Source organism: Sphingomonas sp. GW821-FHT04B01 (genome assembly GCF_059420425.1).
In genome coordinates, this window is the sequence record NZ_JBWKTR010000005.1 from 207,399 (window position 1) to 233,984 (window position 26,586).

23 protein-coding genes are annotated in these 26,586 nt (G+C 70.1%); 11 read left to right on the forward strand and 12 right to left on the reverse strand.

Annotated elements, in window-relative coordinates; genetic code table 11:
• Nucleotides 1-64: 64 nt before the first annotated feature.
• Nucleotides 65-514, forward strand: coding sequence for a DUF3617 domain-containing protein (locus AC07UH_RS13905; protein ID WP_495181626.1), 450 nt, complete (start codon nt 65-67; stop codon nt 512-514).
• Between the two features lie 43 nt (nt 515-557).
• Here the strand turns inward: AC07UH_RS13905 and AC07UH_RS13910 are convergent, their stop codons facing one another.
• The 3 genes from AC07UH_RS13910 to recF form a co-directional block, all read right to left on the reverse strand.
• Nucleotides 558-833 carry a hypothetical protein gene (locus tag AC07UH_RS13910; protein ID WP_495181625.1) on the reverse strand — a complete coding sequence of 92 codons (276 nt, stop codon included), beginning with the start codon at nt 831-833 and terminating at the stop codon, nt 558-560.
• 255 nt (nt 834-1,088) lie between these two features.
• Nucleotides 1,089-3,614 carry a DNA topoisomerase (ATP-hydrolyzing) subunit B gene (gyrB, locus tag AC07UH_RS13915; RefSeq protein ID WP_495181624.1) on the reverse strand — a complete coding sequence of 842 codons (2,526 nt, stop codon included), beginning with the start codon at nt 3,612-3,614 and terminating at the stop codon, nt 1,089-1,091.
• 187 nt (nt 3,615-3,801) lie between these two features.
• Nucleotides 3,802-4,857 (reverse strand): DNA replication/repair protein RecF, encoded by a 1,056-nt coding sequence (recF, locus tag AC07UH_RS13920; RefSeq protein WP_495181623.1) that lies wholly within the window; start codon nt 4,855-4,857, stop codon nt 3,802-3,804.
• A 116-nt stretch (nt 4,858-4,973) separates the two neighbouring features.
• Between recF and AC07UH_RS13925 the strand changes: the two genes are divergently transcribed.
• Nucleotides 4,974-5,390 carry a response regulator gene (locus AC07UH_RS13925; protein ID WP_495181622.1) on the forward strand — a complete coding sequence of 139 codons (417 nt, stop codon included), beginning with the start codon at nt 4,974-4,976 and terminating at the stop codon, nt 5,388-5,390.
• 29 nt (nt 5,391-5,419) lie between these two features.
• Nucleotides 5,420-5,872: a hypothetical protein gene (locus AC07UH_RS13930; protein ID WP_495181621.1), complete on the forward strand. Its 453-nt coding sequence runs from the start codon at nt 5,420-5,422 to the stop codon at nt 5,870-5,872.
• A gap of 187 nt (nt 5,873-6,059) precedes the next feature.
• Here AC07UH_RS13930 and AC07UH_RS13935 read toward each other — a convergent pair whose 3' ends face one another.
• Nucleotides 6,060-6,221 carry a hypothetical protein gene (locus AC07UH_RS13935; protein WP_171009532.1) on the reverse strand — a complete coding sequence of 54 codons (162 nt, stop codon included), beginning with the start codon at nt 6,219-6,221 and terminating at the stop codon, nt 6,060-6,062.
• 131 nt (nt 6,222-6,352) lie between these two features.
• On the opposite strand from AC07UH_RS13935, the gene AC07UH_RS13940 reads away from it, so the two are divergent.
• On the forward strand, nt 6,353-6,754 hold the full coding sequence (locus AC07UH_RS13940; protein ID WP_038665833.1) for a glycine zipper 2TM domain-containing protein: 402 nt from the start codon (nt 6,353-6,355) through the stop codon (nt 6,752-6,754).
• A 95-nt stretch (nt 6,755-6,849) separates the two neighbouring features.
• Nucleotides 6,850-8,751, forward strand: a complete 1,902-nt coding sequence (locus tag AC07UH_RS13945) for an LpqB family beta-propeller domain-containing protein (RefSeq protein ID WP_495181620.1) — start codon at nt 6,850-6,852, stop codon at nt 8,749-8,751.
• A 25-nt stretch (nt 8,752-8,776) separates the two neighbouring features.
• Here AC07UH_RS13945 and AC07UH_RS13950 read toward each other — a convergent pair whose 3' ends face one another.
• Nucleotides 8,777-9,763 carry a cell wall hydrolase gene (locus AC07UH_RS13950; RefSeq protein WP_495181619.1) on the reverse strand — a complete coding sequence of 329 codons (987 nt, stop codon included), beginning with the start codon at nt 9,761-9,763 and terminating at the stop codon, nt 8,777-8,779.
• Nucleotides 9,764-10,002: 239 nt separating this feature from the next.
• Complete coding sequence (locus AC07UH_RS13955; protein WP_495181618.1) at nt 10,003-12,840, reverse strand: M16 family metallopeptidase; 2,838 nt, start codon at nt 12,838-12,840, stop codon at nt 10,003-10,005.
• 244 nt (nt 12,841-13,084) lie between these two features.
• On the opposite strand from AC07UH_RS13955, the gene AC07UH_RS13960 reads away from it, so the two are divergent.
• The 4 genes from AC07UH_RS13960 to AC07UH_RS13975 all read left to right on the forward strand — a co-directional run bounded on the left by AC07UH_RS13960 (nt 13,085) and on the right by AC07UH_RS13975 (nt 17,575).
• Nucleotides 13,085-14,362 carry an MFS transporter gene (locus AC07UH_RS13960; protein WP_495181617.1) on the forward strand — a complete coding sequence of 426 codons (1,278 nt, stop codon included), beginning with the start codon at nt 13,085-13,087 and terminating at the stop codon, nt 14,360-14,362.
• A complete protein-coding gene (locus AC07UH_RS13965; RefSeq protein WP_495181616.1) occupies nt 14,359-15,486 on the forward strand; it encodes a metallophosphoesterase family protein in 1,128 nt (375 codons plus the stop codon). Before AC07UH_RS13960 ends, AC07UH_RS13965 begins: the two co-directional genes overlap by 4 nt.
• A 158-nt stretch (nt 15,487-15,644) precedes the next feature.
• Nucleotides 15,645-16,010, forward strand: coding sequence for a hypothetical protein (locus AC07UH_RS13970; RefSeq protein ID WP_495181615.1), 366 nt, complete (start codon nt 15,645-15,647; stop codon nt 16,008-16,010).
• A 74-nt stretch (nt 16,011-16,084) separates the two neighbouring features.
• Entirely contained in the window at nt 16,085-17,575 is a 1,491-nt protein-coding gene (locus tag AC07UH_RS13975) for a PAS domain-containing protein (protein WP_495181614.1), read from the forward strand.
• A 23-nt stretch (nt 17,576-17,598) separates the two neighbouring features.
• Here the strand turns inward: AC07UH_RS13975 and AC07UH_RS13980 are convergent, their stop codons facing one another.
• From AC07UH_RS13980 to AC07UH_RS14000, 5 genes are all read right to left on the reverse strand, one after another.
• Nucleotides 17,599-19,806 carry a hybrid sensor histidine kinase/response regulator gene (locus AC07UH_RS13980; protein WP_495181613.1) on the reverse strand — a complete coding sequence of 736 codons (2,208 nt, stop codon included), beginning with the start codon at nt 19,804-19,806 and terminating at the stop codon, nt 17,599-17,601.
• A gap of 117 nt (nt 19,807-19,923) precedes the next feature.
• Nucleotides 19,924-20,397, reverse strand: coding sequence for a hypothetical protein (locus AC07UH_RS13985; RefSeq protein ID WP_495181612.1), 474 nt, complete (start codon nt 20,395-20,397; stop codon nt 19,924-19,926).
• A gap of 99 nt (nt 20,398-20,496) precedes the next feature.
• A complete protein-coding gene (locus tag AC07UH_RS13990; RefSeq protein WP_495181611.1) occupies nt 20,497-21,606 on the reverse strand; it encodes an acyltransferase family protein in 1,110 nt (369 codons plus the stop codon).
• Complete coding sequence (locus AC07UH_RS13995) at nt 21,603-22,151, reverse strand: sugar O-acetyltransferase (protein ID WP_038665855.1); 549 nt, start codon at nt 22,149-22,151, stop codon at nt 21,603-21,605. Before AC07UH_RS13995 ends, AC07UH_RS13990 begins: the two co-directional genes overlap by 4 nt.
• A gap of 4 nt (nt 22,152-22,155) precedes the next feature.
• Nucleotides 22,156-22,845, reverse strand: a complete 690-nt coding sequence (locus tag AC07UH_RS14000) for a DUF1349 domain-containing protein (RefSeq protein ID WP_495181610.1) — start codon at nt 22,843-22,845, stop codon at nt 22,156-22,158.
• A 92-nt stretch (nt 22,846-22,937) separates the two neighbouring features.
• On the opposite strand from AC07UH_RS14000, the gene AC07UH_RS14005 reads away from it, so the two are divergent.
• Nucleotides 22,938-23,489: a TetR/AcrR family transcriptional regulator gene (locus AC07UH_RS14005; RefSeq protein ID WP_212742992.1), complete on the forward strand. Its 552-nt coding sequence runs from the start codon at nt 22,938-22,940 to the stop codon at nt 23,487-23,489.
• Nucleotides 23,490-23,566: 77 nt separating this feature from the next.
• On the forward strand, nt 23,567-24,748 hold the full coding sequence (locus AC07UH_RS14010; protein WP_495181609.1) for an MFS transporter: 1,182 nt from the start codon (nt 23,567-23,569) through the stop codon (nt 24,746-24,748).
• Here the strand turns inward: AC07UH_RS14010 and AC07UH_RS14015 are convergent.
• Nucleotides 24,745-26,580, reverse strand: coding sequence for a DUF885 domain-containing protein (locus AC07UH_RS14015; protein ID WP_495181608.1), 1,836 nt, complete (start codon nt 26,578-26,580; stop codon nt 24,745-24,747). The two genes, AC07UH_RS14010 and AC07UH_RS14015, sit on opposite strands and share 4 nt — an antisense overlap.
• Nucleotides 26,581-26,586 lie beyond the last annotated feature (6 nt).

Below are 26,586 nucleotides of genomic sequence, written 5' to 3' on the forward strand. Positions count from 1 at the left end.
ATTCGATGCGGCGGGCGGGGGTCGGCCGCTTGCGCCGGTGGCGGGCAGACGCCATGGCCTGTGGATGCGCAGCCTGACCCCGTTCGCCGTCCTGCTTCTGCTGCCCGCGATGGGCAGCGCCCAGTCGCTCGCGCAGGAGCGCTGGGACGTCACGTCGACGGTGGTCGACCTGACCGTGCCCGGTGCACCCGGTTTCCTGCTGCGGATGGCCAAGGGCAAATCGCGTGCGGAGCATAAGTGCGTCGCGCCCGGGCAGAGCGTCGCGGCCTTGCTGGCACCCGATCCGAAGGCGCGATGCCGGGTCGACCGGCAGCAGATCGCCGATGGCCGCTACACCCAGGCGCTGACCTGTCCGCAGAAGAACGGTACGCCGATGCAGGTCAGCCGCGCCGGAACCTATACCGCGGGTGGCTTCGTCGGCCGCGCCGAGATGACCGGTCAGACGGCCAAGGGCAGAATGAATGTCGTCCTCGATCAGCGGGCGGCCCGGGTCGCCGGCAGCTGCAAGGGCTGACGACGGGGCAGGCCGTCCCGTGGCGTCGGTCGCCCCGGCGGGATCACCGATCGTCGGGGATGTCGGCGATCTCGTTGTCGGACAGGCCGGCGCTTTCGTCGCGCAGGAAGCGCAGAAGTTCAGCCACCTCGGGCGGCCCGAAGCGGAGGCCGAGGTCGTCCATCTGGATGAAGACCGCCTGCTGCCTGTCCGGTGACATCGCCGCGACGACATCGACGCAGTCCGCCAGCGTGCCCTGGCCCACGACGTCCGACATCGCCTCGGTATCGCCTTCGATGGCGTAGATCGTCGCGGGTTCGCTTAACGGATAGGTTGTCATCGCTGCTCCAGTCGGTCGCTGTCGGGACGATAACGTGCGGGAGCTGGAATGGACGCAGGAGCTGCGCCGCGTTTGAAGAAGACTATGAGCGGGGCAAGTCTCGTCGTCACACGGTCTGGAACGTGCTGACGCGAAACGACCCGTTGGTGCTGAGCTTGTCGAAGCACCGTGGGTCTCACCGCCCTTCGACAGGCTCAGGGCGAACGGTCAGGAGGTGGTCAGTCTCCTGCCGACATAGTCTAGTAGCGGCTCCGTCTACACGTCCAGATTGGCGACGTTCAGCGCGTTGTCCTGGATGAATTCGCGGCGGGGTTCGACGACTTCGCCCATCAGCTGGGTGAAGATCACGTCGGCGGCCGAGACGTCTTCCGAGGTGACGCGCAGCATCGTGCGGTTGGAGGGATCGAGCGTGGTTTCCCACAATTGGTCGGCGTTCATCTCGCCGAGCCCCTTGTAGCGCTGGATCGCCAGACCCTTGCGGCCCGCGGCGAGGATCGCGTCGAGCAGTTGCGACGGCCGCGCGACGAGGCTTTCGCCGCGCGAGACGGTGGTGGTGACGCTGCCGATCTGGCCGGCATTCTCCTCGGCTTCCTCGCCGCCGTCCGCGGCCGGCTCCGGATCCGCCGCGGTGGCGGCGAGGCCCTTGAGCGGGATCAGCTTGCCCGCCGCGACGAAGCTCTCCGCCTGTTCGGCGGCGAGGCCGTGCAGCTTGCGCGCCTCGGCGCTGGCGAGGAAGGTCGCCTCGACGATGTGATGGTCGGTGACGCCGCGCCACAGCCGCTCGAAGTGGATGCCGCCGTCCTCGGTCAGCCGCGCGGTCCAGCGTGCCTCCTCGTCGCCCGATTCGAGCCGGCGGACGACTTCGGCGACCGTCGCCGCGCGCTGGTCGCGGCTGAAGCTGGGGTCGAGCGCGCCGGCGAGCGCCAGCACCTCGATGATCACCGGATCGTAGCGCCGCGGCACGTAGCGCATCAGCGTGCGCATGCGGCGGGCATGATCGAGCAGGCTCTTGAGGTCGGCGCCCGAGCGCGTGCCGCTCGGCGCGTCGAACACCATCGACGAAACGCCGGCGTCGACCAGATATTCGTCGAGCGCGGCATCGTCCTTGAGATAAACTTCCGACCGGCCCTTGGTCGCCTTGTAGAGCGGCGGCTGCGCGATGAAGAGGTGACCGCGGGTGATCAGCTCGGGCATCTGGCGGTAGAAGAAGGTCAGCAGTAGCGTCCGGATATGCGCGCCGTCGACGTCGGCGTCGGTCATGATGACGATCTTGTGGTAGCGCAATTTGTCGGCGTTGAAGTCGTCGCGGCCGATGCCGGTGCCCATCGCCTGGATCAGCGTGCCGATCTCGCGACTGGCGATCATCCGGTCGAAGCGTGCGCGTTCGGTGTTGAGGATCTTGCCGCGCAACGGGAGGATCGCCTGGAAGTGGCGATCGCGGCCCTGCTTGGCCGAGCCGCCGGCCGAATCGCCCTCGACGAGGAACAGCTCGGACTTGGCCGGGTCCTTCTCCTGGCAGTCGGCGAGCTTGCCGGGCAGCGAGGCGATGTCCATCACGCCCTTGCGCCGGGTCAGTTCGCGCGCCTTCTTGGCGGCCTCGCGCGCGGCGGCGGCGTCGATGATCTTGCCGACGATCGAGCGGCCGTGAGCAGGATTTTCCTCCAGCCATTCGGCGAGCTTGTCGGCCATCAGCGATTCCAGCGGCTGGCGCACCTCGGACGAGACGAGCTTGTCCTTGGTCTGGCTGCTGAACTTGGGATCGGGCAGCTTGACCGAGACGATCGCGGTCAGCCCCTCGCGCATGTCGTCGCCGGTGAGCGTCACCTTCTCCTTCTTCAGCATCCCCGACTTTTCCGCATAATTGTTGAGCGTGCGGGTCAGCGCGGCGCGGAAGGCGGCGAGGTGGGTACCGCCGTCGCGCTGCGGGATGTTGTTAGTGAAGGCGAGGACGTTCTCGTAATAGGAATCATTCCATTCGAGCGCGACGTCGATGCCGACCTCGTCGCGCTGGCCGTGGATCGCGATCGGTTCGGGAAAGAGCGGCGTCTTGGCGCGGTCGAGCCACTTCACGAACGCGGCGATGCCGCCCTCGTAATAGAGTTCGACCGTCTTCGGCTCGTCGTGGCGCGCGTCGGTGAGGAACAGGCGGACGCCCGAATTGAGGAAGGCCAGCTCACGATAGCGATGCTCGAGCTTCTCGAAGTCGAATTCGGTGATCTTGAACGTGGCGGGCGAAGGCAGGAAGGTGACGCGCGTCCCCTTCTGGCCGGGCGCGGCGGGGCCGACGACCTTGAGCGGCGCGACCGCATCGCCGAAGGCGAAGCGCATGTAATGCTCCTCGCCGTCGCGCCAGATGGTGAGGTCGAGGAATTCGCTGAGCGCGTTGACGACCGAGACGCCGACGCCGTGCAGGCCGCCCGACACCTTATAGGCATTGTCGTCGCTGGTATTCTCGAATTTGCCGCCGGCGTGGAGCTGGGTCATGATGACCTCGGCCGCCGAGACGCCTTCCTCGGGGTGGATGCCGGTCGGGATGCCGCGGCCGTTGTCGGTGACGCTGACCGAGCCGTCGGCGTTGAGCTGGATGTCGATCCGGTCGCAATGGCCGGCGAGCGCTTCGTCGATCGCATTGTCGCTGACCTCGAACACCATATGGTGGAGGCCCGATCCGTCGTCGGTATCGCCGATATACATGCCCGGCCGCTTGCGCACCGCGTCGAGGCCCTTCAGCACCTTGATCGACGAGGCGCCGTATTCGTTCGCATTCTGGGGTTCTGCCATGGCGAGGATATAGGGATTGCGGGGGCGGAACGAAAGCGAAATGGGCGGGTGGGGGTGGGCGCCCAATTCCTCCCTCGCTTTAGCGGGGGTGGTGGAGGGGGCGTTTCCGCATAAGGCGAGCTCACCGTATCCTCCCCCTCCGTCACGCCCTCCGGGCGCGCCACCTCCCCCTGGCGGGGGAGGAATTCTAGTTCAGTTCCACGCGCGTCGCGTCGCTCGAGATCGCGGCGAACAGGGCCGGCTCGGTGCCGGTCATCCACACCTGGCCGTGGCCCGACAGCCGCTCGAACAGCGCAGCGCGGCGGACGGGATCGAGATGCGCGGCGATCTCGTCGAGGAGGAGGATCGGGGCGTGGCCGGTGCGCTGCGCGACGAGTTCGGCATGGGCGAGGACGATGCCGAGCAGCAGCGCCTTCTGCTCGCCGGTCGAGGCGAGCGCCGCCGCCTGCGCCTTGCCGAGATGCGTCACGGCAAGATCAGCGCGGTGCGGGCCGGCGAGCGCGCGGCCGGCAGCGGCGTCGCGCGAACGGCCCTGGCGCAGCGCGTCGAGCAATTGCGCGCCATCGCCGCGCCAGCCCTCCAGCGCCACCGCAGCACGCGCGAACGGGCCGTCGGGCTGGTCCGCGAGCCGCTCGCCGAGCAGCGTGACGGTGGTGCGCCGCGCGGTCTCGATCGCGCCGCCGTGGTCGGCCATCTGCGTCTCCAGCGCGGTCAGCCAATCGGGATCGGCCGGCATGTCGGCGGCGAGCAGGCGGTTGCGCGCCCGCATCGCCGCTTCGTAGCGCGCGGCATGATGCGCATGGGCGGGGAGCAGCGCCAGCGTCAGCCGGTCGAGGAAGCGGCGGCGCTCGCCCGCGGGCTCGACGAACAACCGGTCCATCGCCGGGGTCAGCCACAGCACGGTCAGCCATTCGGCGAGCGTGTTGGCGGTGGCGGTGGCGCCCTGAATGCGCAACTGGCGGCGTTCGGGCGCTGCGGCGAGCGCGCCGGTTGCGATCTCGACGTCGCCGCCGGGCGCGGCGAGCGTCGCGGCGATGCCGAAGCCGCCCGCGCCGCCCTGCCGCTGCATGTCGGCGAGCGGCGCACGGCGCAACCCGCGGCCGGGCGATAGCAGCGACACCGCCTCGAGCACGTTGGTCTTGCCCGCGCCATTCTCACCGGTGAGCACGACGAAGCCGGGGCCGGGGGCGAGCGCCAGGCCCGCATGGTTGCGGTAATCGGTCAGGACCAGGCGCGACAGCATCGTCCGCCCGCCTATAGCAAAGCGGCGATGCGGCAAATCGCCGTCATCGGCCGCGTATGCCGGCGTATCCGTTTGATCGGCAAGGAACGGATGCGACATGGGCCGGTTGCGACGGCATGACCGACACCCCTTCCGCCGCGCCGCTCGCCGGTCGGCACATCCTGATCGTCGAGGACGAATGGCTGCTCGCCGATCATCTCGACGGGATCGTCACCGAGGCCGGCGGCACGGTACTGGGTCCGTTCGCCACCGCCGACCAGGCACTGGCGGCGCTCGCCGGCGACGCGCCGCGGCCGGATGCGGCGACGCTCAACGTCGTGCTGCTGGATCATATGTCGTTCGACGTCGCCGACCGGCTCGGCGCGCTGGCGATCCCTTATACCTTCCTGTCCGCCAATCGGCCGTACACCTTGCCCGAGCGGTTCCGGACGACACCGCTGCTCGGCAAGCCGTTCGGCGATTGGCAGGTGGTCGCGGCGCTGGTCGCGCTGCTGGATCAGGCGGAACCCGCCCGGACCCGCACCGTTGGATGAGCGAACAGCAGCAACCGGGATTCTTTGCGATGGATTACAAGAAGATCGGCTTCGGCCTGGGCGCCTTCGCGGCAGGTGCGGCGGCGTGGACCGCGGCGACGGCGGCATTCGGCCCCAAGCCCGGCTCGCGCCCGCGCCGGCTGGCGGACGACGCGGGCGTTGGCGCGGTGCCGGGCGACAGCACGACAAGCCCGATCGCGCCGCGGCCGGCGACGATGGTCGCCGCGCCGGTCGGCATGGCCGAGACCGAAAAGCATTTCGAGGAGCAGCCGGGCAATCCGGCGGCCGAACACGTGCCGACCGATCTGATGAGCGACGCGCATCCCGGCAACGACAGCCGTGCGGTCGAGGCATTCCGTCCCGACCCCACCGCGGTGCCGACCGAGGAAGAGCGGGAGGCATTGCGGCCGGCGACCGGGCCGGCGCCAACGTTGGTGGCCGATCGCGGCAGCGGGTTCAGCGAGGCGACCGGCGCCGCCTGAGTCATCCGGTGCTCCTGCGGAAGCAAGAGCACCGGCGTTCCGGACGTCATCAGACGGTGTTCTGCTTGGCCCTGGGCTCCTGCCTCCGCAGGAGCACTGGCTGCGTAGACGATGGCCGAACCTGCCCTTCACCTGACTGAGCCCCGGTCTTTGCCGGAATATATGCTCGCAGGCGTCCGCAGCGCTGTCAGTCGTTGCCGAGCAGCGAGGATTTGCGGGGGATCGTCTCGCCCTGCGGCTGGTCCTTGTCGAGCGTGTCGCTCGGGCGGCGGGCGTCGCCGCCGCGTTGATGCTCGGTGGACAAATTGGGCTCGGACGTCTCGGTGGTCGGCTTGGTGTCGTCGGTCATCGTCGCTTCCTCTCGCGACCTCAACCGCCGGGTCGCGCGCTGCGTTCCGCCGACGACGGGTTGATCCAGGTTGCAACCAAAACGGTGCAGGGGACATTCTTCCTTTCATCTGAAGCAAATGGGAGGATGTCATGCGGATACCCTTGTTGGCGGCGACGATCGCCGCGACCGCACTTGCGGGATGCTCGACGTCCGGCACGGACGGTCGCTATCGGGGCTATAGCCGGTACGACTACAACCGGGTCGACCCGGCGTACGGCGGCTATTACGCCGACCGTTATTATGCCGACGGTCCGCGCTATCGCGAGCGCCGCCTGTCGTCGCGCGACCGGATCTATCGCGGCGAGAACGGCCAATATTATTGCCGCCGCAACGACGGGACGACCGGGCTGATCGTCGGCGGCCTCGCCGGCGGCGTGCTCGGCAACATCATCGCGCCGGGCAATTCGGGGCTGCTCGGCACGTTGCTGGGCGGCGCGGCGGGTGCGGCGGTGGGACGGTCGGTCGATCGCAACAACGTACGCTGCCGATAACGCAACGCGGCGGAGCGCGGCGATCCGCGTTCCGCTTGCGGCGCCGCGGCGAGGCGCTAAGCGTCTGGAATAGTGCCTGACCCGCCGGAGTTCCGATGCGCCTGATCCTAGCCGCCGCCCTGCTCGCCTCCACCTCGCCCGCCGCCGCGCAGGCGCTGCATCAATATGGCGCGCTGGCGATCTCGCCGACCGGCGACCGGGTCGCGGCGGTCGAAAGCGCCGGCGGTCATGGCGTGGTGACGGTGCGCGGCACCGCCGACGGCCGCGTGCTGCGGACGATCGATCCGTGCAAGACGTGCAGCTATTCGGGGCTGACGTTCGCGCCCAATGGCGATCTCGTCTTCCTCGTCCGCGACACCGCCGCGGTGCGGTTGAGCTATGCCGATGCGACGACGACGCGGACGATCGCGACGATCCCCGGCATCGCGCAGACGCCGCGCGTCTCGCCCGACGGCACGCGGATCGCGCTGCTGGTGACGCTGGGCGCCGCCAAGGAATCGGGCGCGACGCAGGCCGGCGTGCGGATGATCGGAGAAATCGGCGAGAAGAACGACGAGCAACGGCTCGCGGTGTTCGACATCGGCAAGCCGGCGACGACGGTGACGCCGCTGTCGCCCGCCGGGCGCTACGTTTACGAATATGACTGGACCCCGGACGGGCGCGGCTTCGTCGCGACCACCGCGCTCGGCAATGGCGACAACAATTGGTGGGTGGCGACGCTGGATGCGATCGACGCGCGGACCGGGGCGGTGCGCCCGATCGCCAAGCCGGTGACGCAGCTCAACCAGCCGCGCGTCTCGCCGGACGGGCGGACGGTCGCCTATGTCGGCGGCTTGATGAGCGATTTCGGCTCGATCGGCGGCGACGTCTTCACCGTGCCGCTCGCCGGCGGCACGCCGCGCAACATCACCGCCGGCGCCAAGTCCACGGTCACCACGATCGACTGGACCGCGGGCGGGCTGCGCACCGTGACGCTGGCCGGGGACCGCATCCAGTTCGACACGCTGACGCCGGGCCAGCCGGTCGCGCCGGGCTTCGCCAGGCCGGCGAGCAGCGCGGCGGGCGACGGCCGCGCGGTCTTCTCCGCCGACGGCCGCATCGCCGCGGCGGTGGTGCAGGATTACGAGCATGCGCCGGCGATCTATGCCGGGCCGGTGGCGGCGCCGGCGAACGGCGTGCGGCAGATCACCCACGACAACGACGCCGCCCCGGCGCTGGCGAGCGCGCGCAGCATCGCCTGGCAGAACGAAGGCTATGACGTGCAGGGCTGGCTGCTCGCGCCGCGCACCGCGCGCGCCGGCAAGGCGCCGATGATCACGATGGTGCACGGCGGCCCGTCGGCGGCGTCGATGCCGGGCTATGTCTCGGCGGGATCGATGAACGGCGCGCTGCTGAAGGCGGGCTATTACGTCTTCCTGCCCAATCCGCGCGGCAGCTTCGGCCAGGGCGAGGCGTTCACCGCCGCCAACAAGCGCGACTTCGGCGGCGGCGACCTGCGCGACATCCTCGCCGGGATCGATGCGGTCGAGCGCGTCGCGCCGGTCGACGATGCGCGGCTGGGTCTCGGTGGGTGCAGCTATGGCGGGTTCATGGCGATGTGGACCAACACCCAGACCAACCGGTTCAAGGCGATCGTCGCCGGTGCCGGCCTGTCCAACTGGGTGAGCTATTACGGCACCAACGGCATCGACCAATGGCTGCTGCCGTTCTTCGGCAAGACGATGTACGACGACATCAAGGCCTATGAGGACGTGTCGGCGGTCTATCAGGCGAAGAAGGCGAAGACGCCGACCTTCATCTACGTCGGCGAGCGCGACATCGAGGTGCCGCCGACCCAGTCGATCGAATGGTGGCACGCGCTGAAGGATCGCGGCGTGCCGGTCAGCCTGGTGATCTATCCCGACGCGGGCCATTGCGTGACCGCGCCGGAGCAGGCGAGCGACGTGCGCGCGCGCGCGATCGCGTGGTTCGATACATATGTGAAGGCGGCGAAATAGGGGCGGCGCCTCCGGGCGGGCGCGCCTAGAACAGCGGCTTGCCCGAATCCTTCCATTTGTCGAGCACGGTCGCGGCGGGCGGCAGCATGTCGGGCGGCGGCGTGGCGGCAGGTTGCGCCGCGCCCGGCGCGACCGGGAGCGGCGCGGCGGCGGCGATCAGCGATGGCGGCGGCACGACCGGCGGCGCGGCGAGGCGCAGGTGCGGGCCGGGCACCGGCTCGCCGCCGCGATAGCTCCGGGCGAAGGCGGCGCGGGTGCCCCAGAACCCCTTCCAGCGGTGGAACAGATGCGCGCCGACGACGTCGGTCATCACCATCGCCCGGTTCCACGCCGGGGTCACCGCATAGGTATGGTAATGCGTGGCGAGGCCGACCGGCGCATAGACATAGCCGGCGAGCGCCATCGCCGCATGCCGCGCCGCGCGCGCCCAGGCGGCGCGCGCCGGCACCCGCGCCATCGCGCCGTCGCAGGCGAAGCTGAACTGGCAGCCGGCACGCTCGGAGCCCTGATAGACGACGCCGCACACCGTCGGCGGGAAAGCGGGGTGGCGGGCGCGGTTGAGAATCACCTGCGCGACGGCGGACTGGCCGGCGTCGGATTCGGACGCCGCCTCGTAATAGATCGCCGCGGTGAGGCATTCGAGCGCGCGCGACCGGTCGAGACCGGTCGCTACGCTGGTCGAAAAGGGCGCGGCGCCGCTGCCACTGCGCAGCGCCGCCGCGAGGACGGCGGCCGAGACGGGCAGCGCGGGCAGAGCGGTGGTGCCGGTGACGCCTTCCGCCGGCGCGGCGCTCTCGCCCGCGGCGGGCGTGGTGGCGGCGGCGTAGAGCAGCGCGGCGCCGGGGAAATGATCCTCCGCCTCATACCCGGCGGGCGCGGGCAGCGGCGGCGCGACGACGCCATGGGCGGCGATCGCGCGCCACGCCGCCTGCGCCGCCAGCAGCACGGCGAGCGTGAGGCATAGCGCGACCAGCGCCAGCCACAGTCGCGTCATCGTCCGGATCGTCCGCATTGGCACCCGCATTACGCGCCAATAGCTTACATCGGGTTTCGCGTCCGCGGGGATTGCGGATGCATCACGCGCATCGGTGGTCACGGGCGGTGACGACGACAAATCCTCCCGTCACCCCGGGCTCGACCCGGGGTCCCGCTTTTTCCTCATCGGTACCCGTAAAGGACGTAGCGGGACCCCGGATCACGTCCGGGGTGACGGCGGAATGGCGCTTGCGGGGGCGCCTCCGTCGAGTCCCCTTATCTCAGCGTCGGGCTGTCGAGGTTGAGTTGCGCTTCGGTCAGCGTCTGCGTGTCGGGGCGGGCGGCTTTCAGCGGCGTGAGGAACTGCTTGGCGTCGCCGACGATCGCGACGCTCGCCGCCTTGGGATCGAGCAGCGCCGTCGCCGCCGATTGCACCGCGGCGGGGGTCACCGCTTCGACCTTGCCGGTATAGGCCTGCAATTCGGTGAGCGGCACGCCGTCGAGGACGTAGCTGCCGAGGATGCCGGCGATGCCGCCGGTCGTCTCGACGGTGCGGCCGAAATTGCCGACCAGCACCGCCTTGCGCGTCGCCAGTTCCGCCTCGGGCACCGGCGCCGCACCCATCCGCGCCATCTCGGCGGTGATCAGCGTCACCACCTCGGCCGCGGTCGGGTTCTTGGTCTGGGTGCGCGCGGAGAATTCGCCGGCGAGGCGGCCGCCGCCGACCCCGCTCGACGCGCCGTAAGCGAGGCCGCGCTTGATCCGCACCTCCTGGTTGAGCCGCGACGAGAAGCCGCCGCCGAGCACGGTGTTGGCGACCGCCAACGGATAATAGCGCGGGTCGGCGCGCGGGATCGCCGGCCGCTCGACGACGACGCCCGCCTGGCCCGCACCGGGCATGTCGACGACGATCGTGCGCGGCGCCGGGAAGGCGGCGAGGGCGACCGGCGCAGCCGGCGCGCCGGCGGGGGCACGCCACTGGCCGAGCTGCGCCTCGGCGAGCGCCTTGGCCTGTGCCGGGGTGACGTCGCCGACGAGGATCAGCGTCGCCTGATCGGGGCGCCAGGTGCGCGCATAAGCGGCGGTGACGTCGCCGCGGGTGATCGCCTTGAGCGATCCCGGCGTGCCGCCGCCCGGCGCGCCGAACGGCGAGGCGCCGAAGGTGGCGCGGTCGGCGACCATCGCGGCGAGCTGCGCCGGGTCCTTGACCGCGACGGTGACCGCATCGACCTGCTGCGCGCGGGCACGGTCGAGTTCGTCGGGGGCGAACACCGGATGCGTCGCGACATCGGCGAGGATCGTCATCGCCGGGGCGAGCTGGTCCGACTTGACCGTCACCGAGACGGTGCCGCCCTCCTGATCCGAGCCGGCGCCGATCGATCCGCCGAGGCTTTCGACCTGCCGCGCGATCTCGGTCGCCGAGCGGGTGGTGGTGCCCTTGGTCATCAGGCTGGCGGCGAGACTGCTGACGCCCGAGCGGTCGACCGGATCGAGCACCTCGCCGCCGGTCGCGACGAGATAGGCGGTGGCGATCGGCAGTTCGTGACGCGCGACGGTGATGACGCGCAGGCCGTTGGCGAGCCGCGTCTCGACCGGCTGCGGCAGGTTCGCCTTGACCGGCGCGGCGGGGGCGGGCGGCTGGATGCGCTCGGCTTCGGGCGCGGGGGTGACGATCGCGATCTGCGCCGGCGGGGTGAGCGGCACGGTCTGCACCGTCGGGGCGGTCGCGATCGTGTCGCCGTTCTGGCCGGCGGGCTTGGCGGTGTCGGGCAGGTAGCGGATCGTCGCCGACTGGGCGTCGCCGAGATATTTGCGCGCGACGCGCTGGACGTCGGCGGCGCTGACCCGGGCGATCTCGGCGAGCTGACGGTCGGCGGCGCGGGGGTCGCCGTCGATGATCACCGACGAGGCGAGGATACGTGCCTTGCCCTCGGCGGTCTCGCGGCTGCGGATCGCCGAGGTCAGGATCTCGTTCTTCGCCTCGGCGAGTTCGGCGGCGGTGACCGGCGCATCGCGGAAGCGCGCAATCTCGCGCTTGAGCGCGCTTTCGCCCTGCTCGACCGTCTTGCCGCCGGCGAGGATCGCATAAGCGATCAGATTGCCGGTGCCCTGCTTGCTGTCGAGGAAGGACGAGGCGTCCTGCGCGAGCTGGTCGCGGTAGACGAGGCTTTCGTAGAGCCGGCTGCTCTCGCCGGTCGACAGGATCGTCTGGAGCACGGTCAGCGCCGGAATGTCGGCCTCGCGGTCGGCGGGGACGTGCCAGCTCATCAGCACCGCGGGCAGCGGCGTATTGGGTTCGTAGACGGTGTAGTCGACCGCCTTGGTGCGCGGCGGCTCCTGCACCGCGACGCGCGGAATGGTCGCGGCGGGCTTGGCGATCTTGCTGAAATATTGGTCGATCCACGCATTCAGCTGCGCCGGATCGAAATTGCCCGAGACGACGAGGATCGCATTGTCGGGCCGGTAATAGGTCGCGTGGAAGGCGCGGACGTCGTCGATCGACGCGGCTTCGAGATTCTCGATGCTGCCGATCGTCGAGCGCGCATAGGGATGCGTCGTATAGGCCGCGGCGGACAGATAGGTGGAGAACAGCTTGCCATAGGGGCGCGCGAGCGTCGACTGGCGCAGCTCCTCCTTCACCACGTCGCGTTCGGAGGCGAAGCTCTTCGGCTCGACGACGAGGCTCGCCATCCGGTCGGCCTCGGCGAACAGCAGCCGTTGCAGGTGGTTGGCGGGAATGACCTCGAAGTAATTGGTGTAATCGTCGTTGGTCGAGGCGTTGTTGTAGCCGCCGACGTCCTCGGTCAGCCGGTCCATCTGTTCGGAGACGAGGTTGCGCGTCGCCTTGAACATCAGATGTTCGAACATGTGCGCGAAGCCCGAGCGGCCGCGCGGATCGTCCTTCGAGCCGACGTCGTACCAGACCTGCACCGCGACGTTGGGCGTGCCGGTGTCGCGCAGTGCATAGACGCGCAGGCCGTTGGCCAGCGTCCGCTCGGTGAAGGCGATCGGCTTGACCGACGCGGTGTTGGCGCGCGGGGTCGCGGTCTGGGCGGTGGCGGCGAGGGGCAGGAGCGCGGCCCCGAGCAACAGGGCGGCACGAACGAGGCGCATGGATCGGGGCTCCGGCTGGGCAGATAGGATGGCGGCGAGTTGAGCCGCAGCCGGGAGCGGTGTCAATCGCGCAGGCTTCCATCATGGCCGAAGCGAGATGACGCCGAATTCATCTAATGGGTAAGTTGTTGATCTTGTTTTGCTATACCTGCCGTTCCCGGGATCGGCCGCGATCGGGGTGGCGGGGCGATGGGTCTAATTCGGCAGATTCGGGTTTAGCGCCACGAACCGAAGGACGTGGGCCATGGCATCGAGCGCAATTCCCGTTTCGCGATCCGCATCGTCCGACGAGACGGGGCGCGCCAAGACGGCGTTGCAGGCGCTCAACTTCTTCATGGCAGACATGCAGGCGGGAATCGGGCCGTTCCTCGGCGTGTTCCTGCAGCAGCGCGGCTGGACTGCGGGACCGATCGGCACGGTGATGTCGGCGGGCGGGGTCGCCGGCATGGTGATGACCGTGCCGGCCGGTGCGTTCATCGACCATACCGAGAAGAAGCGGCTGGTGGTGATCGTCACCGGCATCTGCACGGTAATGGCGTCGTTCCTGATCCTGTTGTCGCAATCGGGCTGGGTGGTGACGGTGAGCCAGGTGGCGACCGCGATCGCCGGCGCGGCGATCGGGCCGGCGGTGACCGGGATGACGCTGGGGGTGGTGCGCCAGCGCGGCTTCAACGCGCAGAACGGCCGCAACCAGGCGTGGAACCATGCCGGCAACATGATCGGCGCCGGCCTGTCGGGCTTCCTCGGCTGGAAGTTCGGCATGCCGGCGATCTTCTACCTCGCCGCGGCATTCGGCGTGCTGGCGATCGTCAGCGTGCTGATGATCCCCGAACGGGCGATCGACCATCGCGCCGCGCGCGGTCTCGAAGGGGACAAAGAGGAGGATGCGGCCGGCGGCGGGCAGGCGGAGGGGTTCAAGACGCTGCTGCGCAACAAGCCGATGCTGATCCTCGCCGCGGCGCTCGCCTGTTTCCACCTCGGCAACGGCGCGATGCTGCCGCTCTACAGCCTCGCGGTGGTCGGCGCGGGCAAGGGCAATGCGGCGCTGTTCACGGCGACCACGGTCGTCGTCGCGCAGGCGGTGATGATCGCCGCGGCGCTGATCGCGATGAAGATGTCGGCCGGCAAGGGCTATTGGCTGGTGCTGCTGATCTCGTTCGCGGCGCTGCCGCTGCGCGGATTCCTGGCGGGGACGTTCATCGAACATTGGGGCGTGTGGCCGGTGCAGGCGCTCGACGGCATCGGTGCCGGCTTGCAGAGCGTCGCGGTGCCCGGCCTCGTCGCCTGCCTGCTCGACGGCACCGGCCGGGTCAACGTCGGGCAGGGCGCGGTGATGACGATCCAGGGGCTCGGCGCGTCGCTGAGCCCGGCGATCGGCGGCTGGATCGCGCAGGCGTTCGGCTATCACGCCGCGTTCCTGATCCTCGGCAGCTTCGCGCTGGTCAGTCTGGCGCTGTGGATCGGCTTCGCCGGCCTGTTGCGGCCGGCATGCGAAGGCAAACGGGCGGAGAACAAGGCATGAAGACGATCACCTGGGTCCATGTCGGCGACCTGCACGCCGATCCCGCCGACGGCTGGCTGGGGATCGACCGGCTGGCGGAAATCGTCGCCGATCTCGCCGCGGTGCGCGAGGGGATCGACTTCGTCTTCGTTCCCGGCGACAACGCCAATCACGCCACCGCCGAGCAATATGACCGCATCCGGGCCGCGCTCGCGCCGCTGGCGCTGCCGGTGTTCACCATTCCCGGCGATCACGATTTCGAGGACGGCACGCTCGCTGCCTTCCGGGCCGGCACGCCCGAGGCGATGCGGCCGTTCGAACGGGTGATCGGCGGCCATCGCTGCCTGTTCCTCGATATCGTCAGCGCGGGCAGCGGCGGGCCGGACTTTCGCATCGGCGCCGGCCAGCGCCGCCGGATCGATGCCGCGCTCGCCGCCAGCGACGACGAGGGGCTGACGCCATTGGTCTTCATGCACGCCTACCCCGGCGACCTCGCCGACGGGGGCGAGGCGCTGGCCACGGCCTTCGCCGACGCCGGCGTCGCCTTCGTCGATACCGGCCATACGCACTACAACGAACTGCTCAACGACGGCCGCGTCGTCTATGGCGCGACCCGCTCGACCGCGCAGATCGAGGAGGACGGGGGCGCCGCGGGCTATGCGATCGTCAGCGTCCATGACGGCGTGCCGAGCTGGACCTTCCGGCCGATCGGCGATGCCGCGCCCGGCTGGCCGCACGTCCAGCTCCTGTCGCCGGCCGACGTCCGGCTGCTGACCCGACCGCACGATCCGCGTCATGTGCCGGCGCCGGGCCGGATCGCGGTGACCGCGCGCGTGCTGGGACCGGAGGCCGCGCCGCCGGTGGTGGAGGCGGATGGCATCGCGACGCCGATGCAGCCGGTGCCCGGCCAGCCCGCGACCTGGACGGCGGTGGCGACGATCGGGCGATCCGGCCTCCACCCGCTGCGGGTGCGCAGCGGCGCGGCGAGCGACACGATCGACATTCTGGTGCGCGACCGCGAGAACCGCCCCAAGCGCGGCCGCCCGGTGGTGCCCGGCCATGCGGTCCATACGATCGGCGCCTGGCCGTCGCGGCACATCCTCGGCGCGCAGCTCGGCCCCAACCGCAACGGCGGCGGCTGGTGAGCGCGCGACCGGCGCCGGACTAGGTCAAAAGCACCATGGCCCAGTGCAGCAATACCGGGGGCTTGGCCCGGATTTCGGAGACATTTCGGTCGACTTGGCGGCGGCGATCCCGGACAAGCGGCCACCGACACAAGGGTGCGGTGACAGGGGATATCTTGATGGCCGACCGTCTCTTCTTCCGCCCGCCGGTCTGCGTCGCGACCGCACTTGCCGCGTTGCTGGGCGGCTGCGTCGATCCCTCGGCGCGGATCGCCACCGCGATGGAGGGGTATGGGTTCCAGCCCGCCCAGTCGCAATGCGTCGGCGATCGGCTGGAGGCGAACCTGTCGATCGGCCAGTTGCAGCAGCTCGCGCGCGCGGCGCGCGCGGCGCGGCAGGGCGACGCCAGCCCCGGGCGGCTGACCATCGGCGACTTCGTGCGCGTCGCGGGGCAGGTGAAGGACCCCAAGGTGCCGATCGAGGTCGGCAAGGCGGCCGCGGGCTGCGGCGTCCTCGCCGATGCGGCCGCGGCGGTGCCGCTCTGAACCCGCGATAAGCCCCATCCCGGAGCTTTCGCGATATTGCTGAAATGCTTACCTTGAGATAGCGCTGGTCAGGCTTGGATCGTTTCTCTTTCTCTCCCGATCCGGTCGTACCGGTGGTCGCTGCCCCGGCGGTGCGACGGTCGATCGATGCGTTCGGCGCGCGGCTGGACGCTGCGGACCCGGTCGTCATCGGGTTCCGCGACGCGACGCTGCCGATGGCGGTCAGCGACCCGACGCTGCCCGACGATCCGATCATCTACGTCAATGCCGCGTTCGAGCGGCTGACGGGTTATGCCGCCGACGAGATCGTCGGGCGCAACTGTCGGTTCCTGCAAGGCCCGGCGACCGATCGCGACGACGTCGCCCGGCTGCGCGAGGCGATCGCGGCGCGGCGGCGGATCGAGATCGACCTGCTCAACCACCGGCGCGACGGCACCGCCTTCTGGAACCGGCTGACCGTCGCGCCGGTGTTCGGCGACGATGGCACGCTGACCTATTTCGTCGCCTCGCAGACCGACGTGACGCTGGAACGGCACCGGCTGGTCGAGCTGATCGCGGATCGCGACGCGCTGCAGGTCGAGGTCGCGGTGCAGGAGGCGGCGCTGGCCGAGCGCGAGTTGCAATTGCAGCTCGCGCTACGCGCGGGCGGGCTGGGCTATTGGAGCTTCGACGTCGCCTCGCGGGTGCTGGAGGCCTCGCCCGGCTGCAAGGCGATCTTCGGCCGCATGCCGGACGAACCGTTCACTTATGCCGATTTCGCCGCCGCGGTGCATCCCGAGGACATGGCGACGGTCGCCGCGGCGATCGACGAGACGATCGCCGGCGTGGCGGACTGCGCGCACGATTACCGCATCGTCACGCCCGCCGGCGAGCTGCGCTGGGTGCAGACACGCGGCGAGGTGACGCGTCGCGACGGCACGGCGCCGACGACGATGATCGGCTTCTCGACCGACATCAGTGCACGCAAATTCGCCGAGGAGCATCGCGCGGTGCTGGCGCAGGAGCTGACGCACCGGGTGAAGAACACGCTGGCGACGGTGAGCGCGGTGGTCAGCCAGACGCTGCGCAACGCCGGCTCGATCGCCGAGGCGCAGGAGGCGATCGGCGGGCGGATCGCCAGCCTCGGCGCGGCGCACGACCTGCTGATCCGCGACGAGGTGGAGGGCGCGGCGCTCGGCGAGGTTGCCGAAGGCGTGCTGATGCCCTTCATGGACCGTGCCGGCCGCGTCTTCTCGATCGAGGGACCGGAGGTACGGCTGTCGCCGGCGATCACGCTGGCGATGTCGATGGCGCTGCACGAACTGGCGACCAATGCGGCCAAATATGGCGCGCTGTCGGTGGCGGGCGGGCATGTCGCGGTGCGCTGGCAGCATGTCGATGCCGGCGACCCGCACCGCATCCGTTTCTCCTGGGTGGAGAGCGGCGGCCCGCCGGTGGCGCCGCCGACGCGTACCGGCTTCGGTACGCGGATGATCTCGCGCGTGCTCGCGCAGCACGTGCGCGGGCAGGCCTCGATCGACTATCCGCCCGAAGGCGTGCGCTTCGTCATCGACGCGGTGATCTGAGGTCGGGCACCGCCGACGCCGCATCAGCCGTTGCGGAGCGGGGCGAGGCGCTGGAAGGCGGCGCTGAGCGCGTCGATCGAATAGGGTTTGTGCAGCAGTTCGAACTCGCCGGCGCCGTGCTTGGACAGGATCTCGCTATAGCCGCTGGTCAGGATGATCGGCAGTGCCGGCAGGCGGGTGCGGATCAGCTGCGCCAGCTCGATGCCGTTCATCCCCGGCATCATCACGTCGGAGAAGACGACGTCGAAGCCGTCGCCATCCCCCTCCAGCCGGCCGAGCGCCTCCTTGGCGTTGCGCGCGAGCACGATGTCGTGGCCGAGATCGCTGAGCGCGGCGGTGGCGAAGGTGCCGACCTCGGGATTGTCCTCGACCACCAGGATGCGCAGCGACGCGGCGGTCGCGGCGGCGGGCGCCGCGGGCGGCGGCGCGACGGCGGGCGCGGCGCGCTCGCGCGGCAGGAACAAGGTGAAGGTCGCGCCCTCGCCGACGCGGCTGGTCGCCAGGACGTCGCCGCCCGATTGCTTGGCGAAGCCGAACACCTGCGACAGGCCGAGACCGGTGCCGTGGCCGACCCCCTTGGAGGTGAAGAACGGTTCGAAGATCCGATCGATATGGTCGGGCGGGATGCCGGTGCCGGTGTCGGTGATCGACACTTTGAGGAAGTCGCCCCGGCGCGCGCTGTGGCCGCGTACCGGCGGGATGCAGTCGCAGGTGTCGACCGCGATCGTCAGCCGGCCCTCCTCGCCCATCGCGTCGCGCGCATTGACCGCCATGTTGACGATCGCGGTCTCGAACTGGCTGACGTCGGCATGCGCGGAACAGGCTGCGTCGGGCAGATCGAGGTCGACGGTGATCAGCGCGCCGGCCAGCATCTCCATCATGTCGGTCAGCCCGCGGATCGTATCGCCGACGTCGAACACCTGCGGGGTCAGCGACGAGCGCCGGGCGAAGGCGAGCAGCTGGCCGGTCAGCGTGCTCGCCCGGTCGGCGGTCTGGGCGATTGCCTCGATATAGCGGTCGCGCCGTTCCGCGCTCAGTCCCGGCCGGCGCAGCAGCTCGGTGGAGCCGCGGATCACGGTCAGCAAATTGTTGAAATCATGCGCGATGCCGCCGGTGAGTTGGCCGAGCGTCTCCATCTTCTGCGCCTGGCGCAGCGCATCGTGCGCGCGGGTCAGCGCCTCGCTGCGTTCGGCGACGCGGCGTTCGAGCGTGTCGTTGACCTCCTGCACCGCGCGGAACAGCCGCGCATTGTCGATCGCGATCGCCGCCTGCGCGGCGATGCCGACGAGCAGCCGCTCGTGCCGCGCGTGGAAGCGGCCGGGTTCGGGATGGCCGAACAGCAGCCCGCCGAGCACCTCGCCCGAGCGCGACGCGACCGGCGCGGCCAGATAGCTGCGCACCGGCAGATGGCCTTCGGGCAGGCCGCGGTGCGGGGCGTTGTGGCCGTAGCGCGGGTCCGACTGGATGTCGTCGGAGCGCAGCACCCCTTCGTTGCGGAAGGTCGGCGTGAACACCGCGGTTGCGCGCGGCTTGCCGAACCCCTCGAACGCGGCGCGGCTGGCGCCGGACAAGGTGAACAGATGGAGCCGCTCGCCGTCATCGTCCCGCTGGTTGTGGAAATAGGCGCCGAACTGGGCGCCGGTCAGCGTCACGCCGGCATCGGTGACCATCTGCACGAGCGGTTCGAGGTCGAGTTCGGCGGCGAGCGCGGCGCCGATGCGGTTCAGCGTTTCGAGACTGTGGGTCTCGGCGATCAGCTCCTGCTCCAATGCCACCGCCTGCGTCACCTCGATGACGACGGCGAGGACGCCGCCTGCGATGCCGGCCGGATCGAACACCGGTGCGTAGGTCAGGTCGAAGAACACCTCGGCCGGGAAACCGTCGCGGTGGACGGTGATCCGCTGGCGCGAGAAGCTCAGCGGCTCGCCCGCGAGGCCGGCGCGCAGCACGCGGCGGTTGAAGTCCGCCGCCTCGGGCCAGGCCTGCGTGATCGGCCGGCCGAGGATGGCGGGATGGTAGCGGCCGGCGATGACGGCGTATCGATCGTTGTAGATCAGCCGGCCCTCGTCGCCCCATAGCAGCGCCATCGGCAGCGGCGATTGCAGGACGATCTCGGTGACCGTCTTGAGGTGCGGCGGCCAGCGATCGCGTGGCCCCAGCGGCGTCGCCGCCCAGTCGTGGGCGGCGACCAGCGCCGCCATCTCACCGCCACGACTGGAAAAATCCGTCAATTCTCGGGCCTTGTCATGGTCGCATCACGGACCAGAACCGGCGAACGGCCGAACTGATCCCGATCAATGTGCGCCCATGCCGCAGGTCGTCGCAAACCGGGACGGTACGGGTCGTGTTCAGCCGGCACCGGGTTTGCGCTGTTCGGCCTCGTAATCGGCGTCGGTGCCGATCTTGCCGCTCGTCTCCGCCTCGGCAACGCCGTCGGTGGCGGTCGCCGTGACCGGGCCGTCGGTGCCCGTAACCGCATGATCCCGGCGGTCGGCGGTCGGCACTGCGTCGCCGCCATTGTCGGTCGCGTCGGCGCCCTCGCGCGAGCCGGTCGCGGCGTTGGCGACGCTGGCGCCGTCGTCGCCGGCCTGACCGCTGCCGTGATAGGCGATCTCCGTCTGGCCGCCGTGACCCATGAAGCCGCCGCCCTCGGGTGTCTTGCCGGTGTGCGGATTGGGATAGGCGCCGCCGCTGCTCTCGCCGCCGGCGCTGCGGCCGTGGATCTCGCGCTCGCCGCCGCCGGGGACGCCCGAGACGCCGTCCGGCGCGCCCTTGCTGGCCGGGTTGCCGCTGACCGGATTGGGGACCTTGTCGTCGCTCATCATGTCATCCTTGGTGGTGGCCGCGGTTGCAGCCTCGATACCCAAGCGATGCGGGTCGCGATCGTTCCTCACCCGTGATGCGATTGGCCCGCGGCGGCGTCAGGCCGCGGGCAGGCGGCGGTTGAGGCGGGTGCGGATCGGCACGTCCCAGCGCGCATGCGCGAAGGCGGCGAACAACATGGTGAAGACGAACAATGCGGCCGCGACCGTCGCAGTCAGCCAGCCCGGTCCCTGCCGCCCGGCGATCCAGTTCATGTAGAGATACACGAACGGATAATGGGTGATGTAGATCGGGTAAGACAAGCGCCCCGCCAACTTGCAGAGCGCGACGACGCGCGGGCCGCCGCGCGAATGGCGGCCGGCGACGATGATCGCGGGGAACAGGATCAGCACGCAGGCGGCTTCGTAGAGGCCGTTGAGCTTGAGCGCGCCGACGGCGGGGAAGACCGGCGCGGCGAAGGCGAGTGCGAGCACGATGCTGAGCGTGACGAAGCCGAACCGCAGTCGCGGCAACCGATCGCCGAGCCGGTAGAGCAGCAGCCCGGTGACGAAGGGATAGGTCAGGCGGACCGGGGCACCCCAGAAATTGGCGAGCCCCCAGCCGGTGTCGTAGGAGCCGAGCGTCAGCGCGGTCGCGGCGGAGACGATGGCGGCGAGCAGGGCGACGCCGGCGAGCGCGCGCAGGCCGAGCCGGCGCAGCAGCAGCGCGTAAGCGAGATTGGCGATATATTCCTGGAAGAGCGTCCAGGCCGGCGCGTTGAGCGGGTGACTGTCGCCGAGCCGGTTGGCGAGCGGCAGCGACGGCAGCGCGAGCAGGCCGGCGGCGAAGGCGAGCGCGATCAGTCCGGCGGACGCATCCTGCTTGTCCCCCGCGAAGGGATCGAAGAGGTAGCTGACCAGCCCCAGCACCGTGCCGAGTATGACGAGCGGATGCAGCCGGACGAGGCGTCGCGCCAGAAAGCCGCGCGTCGTCATCCGCGGCCAGCGATCGTCATAGGCGTAACCGATGACGAAGCCGGACAGCGCGAAGAAGAAGTCGACTGCCAGATAGGCGTGGGGCAGCGCCAGCTTCGATGCGTCGAACAGGACCGCGATTCCCTGGATGTGGAAGGCGACCACCAGCAGCGCGGCGGTGCCGCGCAGGCCGTCGAGCACCTCGAAATGCGTCTTGCCGACGCTGGTGCGGTCGGGCGCCGGGTTCGCGGTCATGCGCGCAGCACGCGGGCGGGGTTGCCGGCGACGGTGGCGCCGGCGGGCACGTCGCGGGTGACGACGCTGCCCGCGCCGACGATCGCATCGTCGCCGATCGTCACGCCGGGCAGGATCAGCGCGCCGCCGCCGATCCAGACGTTGGCGCCGATGCGGATCGGCCGGCCGAATTCGAGCATCGCCGCACGCGCCGCGGGGTCGCGCGGATGATCGGCGGTGAGGATCTGGACGCCCGGTCCGATCTGCGTCCCCGCACCGATCTCCACCGCGACCACGTCGAGAATGACGCAGCCGAAGTTGAGGAACACGCCGTCGCCGAGCCGGATATTGTCGCCATAATCGCAATGGAAGGGCGAGCGCACGGTGACGCCGCGGCCGACCGCACCGAGCCCTTCGACGAGCAAAGCGTGGCGCTCGGCCGGGCTCGCCGCGGCGGCGGCATTGTAGCGTGCCATCCATCGCGCGGCGCGCGCGGCGTCGGCGGCGATCTCGGGATCGTCGGCGGTGTAAAGATCGCCCGCCAGCATCTTCTCCTTCTCGGTCATCGCCTCAGCTCAGATCGTGGAGGTCTTTGCCGAGCGGCGCGGTGATGCGCAGATCGGAGAAGCGCACGCCGAGCCCGCTGCGCTCCGGCGTGCAGGCCATCGGTCCGACCCGGTAGGAGGAGGCGACGGGAAAGGGGGCGAGGCGGACCAGCGGCCACGTCTTGCCGTCGGCGGAGACCTGCAACCGCAGCACTCCCTTGGCCACCGTCGCCCGCATCCAGAAGTCGGACGCGTCGCCGGTGTAGCGGCCGGTCGCCCAGTCCGAGCGGCCGTCGGTCAGCACGCTGCTCAGCATCGCCGCGCCGTCCGACAATTCGATCCCCGCCTTGACCCAGCGGCGTTCGTCGACGCGGATCATGATGCCGGCCTGATCGTAGAGCTGCCGATAGTCGCCGCGGATGCGCAGTTGCGCGGTAAAGCCGGCGGGGGTTGGGAAACCGAGAAAATGACCGCTGTCACGGGTGAAGCCGTAATGCGTCTCGCGCCAGAAATCAGTGGCGCGATCGGTGACGATGCTCAGGTCGCCGGCGGCGTCGGCGTGCCATTGCTTGGGCGGATTGAGCCAGCGGCCGTCGCGGCGGCCGAGCACCGGCGCATCCGCCGCCTGACCGAGTGCCGCACCGGCGGTTGCGGGCAGCGCCAATGCCACAGCACCGCCGAGCACGGTACGACGGGATAAGGGCGGTTGGGACATGATCGGCGGCCTTTCTTGCGATACGGCGGCGTCAGCCGCGAAGAATGCGCGTATATGTACAAATGTACACATGAATGGCAAAGGAAGAATGCGTGATATCCGGCGAACCCAAGCGGAACGATCCCGATCGCCGGCAGCGGATCGTCGATGCGACGCTGGAGGTGATCGCGCAGCATGGCGTCGCGGCGACGACGCACCGGCGGATCGCCGCGGCGGCGGCGGTGCCGCTGGGGTCGGTGACCTATTATTTCGCGTCGCTGGAGGCGCTGCTGACCACTGCCTTCCTGCAACTGGCGGCGGAATCGTCGGCGGCGTTCGCGGCCCGGCTGGCGGAGGCGCAGGATCGCGACGGCGCGCGTGCGGCGATCGTCGACATCATCGCCGAATCGATCTGGGCGGAACCGCGCACGTTGCTGCTCAGCTACGAACTCTATGCCTTCGCCGCGCGCCACCCGCCGGTGACCGCGGTGATGCAGCGATGGATGGACGACAGCCGCGCTGCGCTGGAACGCTTCTTCGATCCGCTGACCGCGCGCGCGCTGGATGCGCTGGTCGAGGGGATCGGCATCCACAATTCGATCGACCGCCAGCCGCTGCAACGCGACGCGATCCGCGAGATCGTCGATCGGGTGGCCGGCGCCTGATCCGCCTTTTCCACGATCGGGCGCGGGCCTGGCGATCGGCGCGCGACGCGAGGCGCCGGAGGCGTTAGGCGGCGGCGATGACCGACCAGACCGACCATGCCGGGATCAGCCCGGGGCTCACCGCGATCTTCTCGCTCGCCTGCGGGCTGATGGTCGCCAACCTCTATTACGCGCAGGCGCTCATCGGCGAGATCGCGCCGGCGCTGGGGCTGCACGGTGGTGTCGCCGGGCTCGTCGTCGCGCTGACTCAGCTCGGCTATGGTGCCGGGCTGTTCTTCGTCGTCTCGCTCGCCGACCGGGTCGAGAACAAGCGGCTGATCCTGCTGCTCACGGTCGGCGCCTGCCTCGGGCTGGTCGGGATCTGGACCGCGACGGGGGCGACGGGCTTCCTGATCTTCTCGTTCCTCACCGGCTTCTGCTCGGTCGGCGCGCAGATCATGGTGCCGCTCGCCGCGCATCTCGCCCCCGAACGGCGCCGCGGCCAGGTGGTCGGCAACATCATGGGCGGGCTGATCACCGGCATCATGCTCGCCCGGCCACTGGCCAACGGGCTCGCCGCGGTGGCGGGGTGGCGCGCGATCTTCGGACTGTCGGCGATCGGCATGGCGCTGCTCGCCTTGCTCATCGCGCGCACCGTGCCGCAGCGGCGGCCCGAGCCCGATCTGGGCTATGGCGCGCTCCTGCGATCGGGCCTGTCGCTGCTCGTCCGCACGCCCGCGATCCGCCGCCGTACCGCCTATCAGGCGACGATGTTCGCCGCGTTCAACCTGTTCTGGACGACGGTGCCGCTGCTGCTCGCGCAGCGTTTCGGGCTCGGCCAGATGGGGATCGCGCTGTTCGCGCTCGCCGGGGCGGGCGGCGCGCTGGCGGCGCCGATCGCGGGGCGGCTCGGCGACCGCGGCCATGTCCGCGCCGGCACCGCGGGCGCGCTGGCGGCGGCGATCCTCGCCTTCCTGCTCGCCGGCTGGGCCGGGGCGGCGCATGCGCTGATCCTGCTCGCGGTCGCGGCGGTGGTGCTCGACGCGGCGACGCAGATGAACCAGGTGCTCGGCCAGCGCGTGCTCTTCGCGATCGCGCCCGAGGCGCGCGGGCGGATCAATTCAGTCTATATGACGATGGTCTTCCTCGCCGGCGCGCTCGGCTCGACACTGGCGACGATCAGCTACGACCGCGGCGGCTGGACCGCGACCGCCACCGTCGGCGCGGTGCTGACGACGGCGGTGTTCCTGCTGTTCCTGACCGAGCGCCGCGCCGCCTAGCGTTTGGCGGCGATGTAGCGGGTCACCTGTTCGTCGAGCAGGTCGAGCGGCAGCGCGCCCTGGTCGAGCACCGCCTCGTGGAAGTCGCGGATGTCGAACTTCGCTCCCAGCGCGCGCTGGGCCCGCGTCCGCGCCTCGCTGATCCGCAGCTGGCCGACCATGTAGCTGGTCGCCTGGCCGGGCCAGTTGAAATAGCGATCGACCTCGCGCGCGATGTCGGTGTCGGAGACCGAGCTGTTGGCGCGGAAATAGGCGATCGCCTTGTCGCGATCCCAGCGCTGCGCGTGGATGCCGGTGTCGAGCACCAGCCGGATCGCCCGCCACATCTGCAGCGACAGCATGCCGAACCGGGCATAGGGATCCTTGTAGAGCCCCATCTCGTCGGCGAGCCGCTCGGCATAGAGGCCCCAGCCCTCCGCATAGGCACCGTAGCCGCCGTATTTGCGGAACTTGGGGATGCCGGTCAGCTCCTGCTGGCGCGCGATCTGGAAATGGTGGCCGGGCGCGCCCTCATGCGCGGCGATGCCGGCGACCTGCACCTTCTGCGTCTGCGTCATGTCGATCAGATTGACGTAATAGATGCCCGGTCGCGATCCGTCCGCCGAGGGCGGATCGTAGAAGGCGGTCGATGCGGTCCGCTCACGCCATGGCTCGACCGCGCGGACCTCCAGTGGCGCCTTGGGCAGGACGCGGAAATAGCGGGGTGCCGCCGCCATCGCCCCGGCGATCACCGCGCGCGCATCGCCAAGATACGCCTGCCGCCCCGCCGCGGTGTTGGGATATTTGAACTGCGGATCGGTGCGGATCTTGTCGAAGAACTGGTCGAGCGTGCCGGTGAAGCCGACCTCGCGCTTGATCCCCTCCATCTCCTGCCGGATCGTCGCGACCTGGCGCAGCCCGAGCGCGTGGATCTGCTCGGCGGTCAGATCGGTGGTGGTCGCGGTCTTGAGGCGGTCGGCATAATAGGCCGCGCCGTCGGGCAGGCTCCACGCGCCGAAATTGCCCTTGGACAGCGGCTCGACCGCGTCGAGCGCGGCGAACAGCACGTCGTAGCCACGGCGGAACGGACCGGTCAGCGCCGCGGACGCCTCGGCGACGAGCTGCGTCCGGGTCGCCGGCGGCACGTCGAGCGCGGTCACCTTCTTGCGGAAATCGGCGAGCAGCGTCGAATCGGGGCCGGCGTCGAAGGGCGCACCGGTGACGACGGCGCGCGCGTCGGACCGGGCGGGGGCGAAATTGACCTTGTTGGGGACGATGCCCGCCGCCGCCTGTTCGCGCATCGTCGCGGCGACCTCTCGCATCACCCGCTCGGTGTCGCGCAGTCGGGCGATATAGGCGCGGGCGTCGGCGAGCGTGTCGATCCGGTGGTTGTTGATCAGCAGCACCGGAATGTCGCCGGCCGGGCTGCCGGTGGTCGAGACCGGGAAGCGCAGCTTGCGGAAGCGGAGCGATTCGCGCCCGCGCGTCACCTCATATTCGAACAAGCGATAGCTGACCCGCGCGCTCTCGCCGAGCTGGTCGGGGCGGAAACGCGCGTGCATGTCCTGCAACTGGCGTTCGGCCAGCGCCTGATCGGCGCGCGCGCCGGCATCGGTGTAATCGTCGAGCCGGTCCTCGTGCGTCTTGAGGCCGAGCTGGGTCAGCGCCTCCGGATTGCGATCGAGCTGTTCGTCGAAGGCGCGATCGAGGAATTGCAGCAGCGCCGCGTCCTGCGTGGCGGTCGCTGCGGAACGGGGCGGGCCGGCTTTGGGCGGGGCGGCCTGGGGCGGGGCGTCGTCGGCCTGGACGAGCGGTGCCGCCGACACCAGCAGCAGGGCAAGAGCGTGACGCATGGAGAA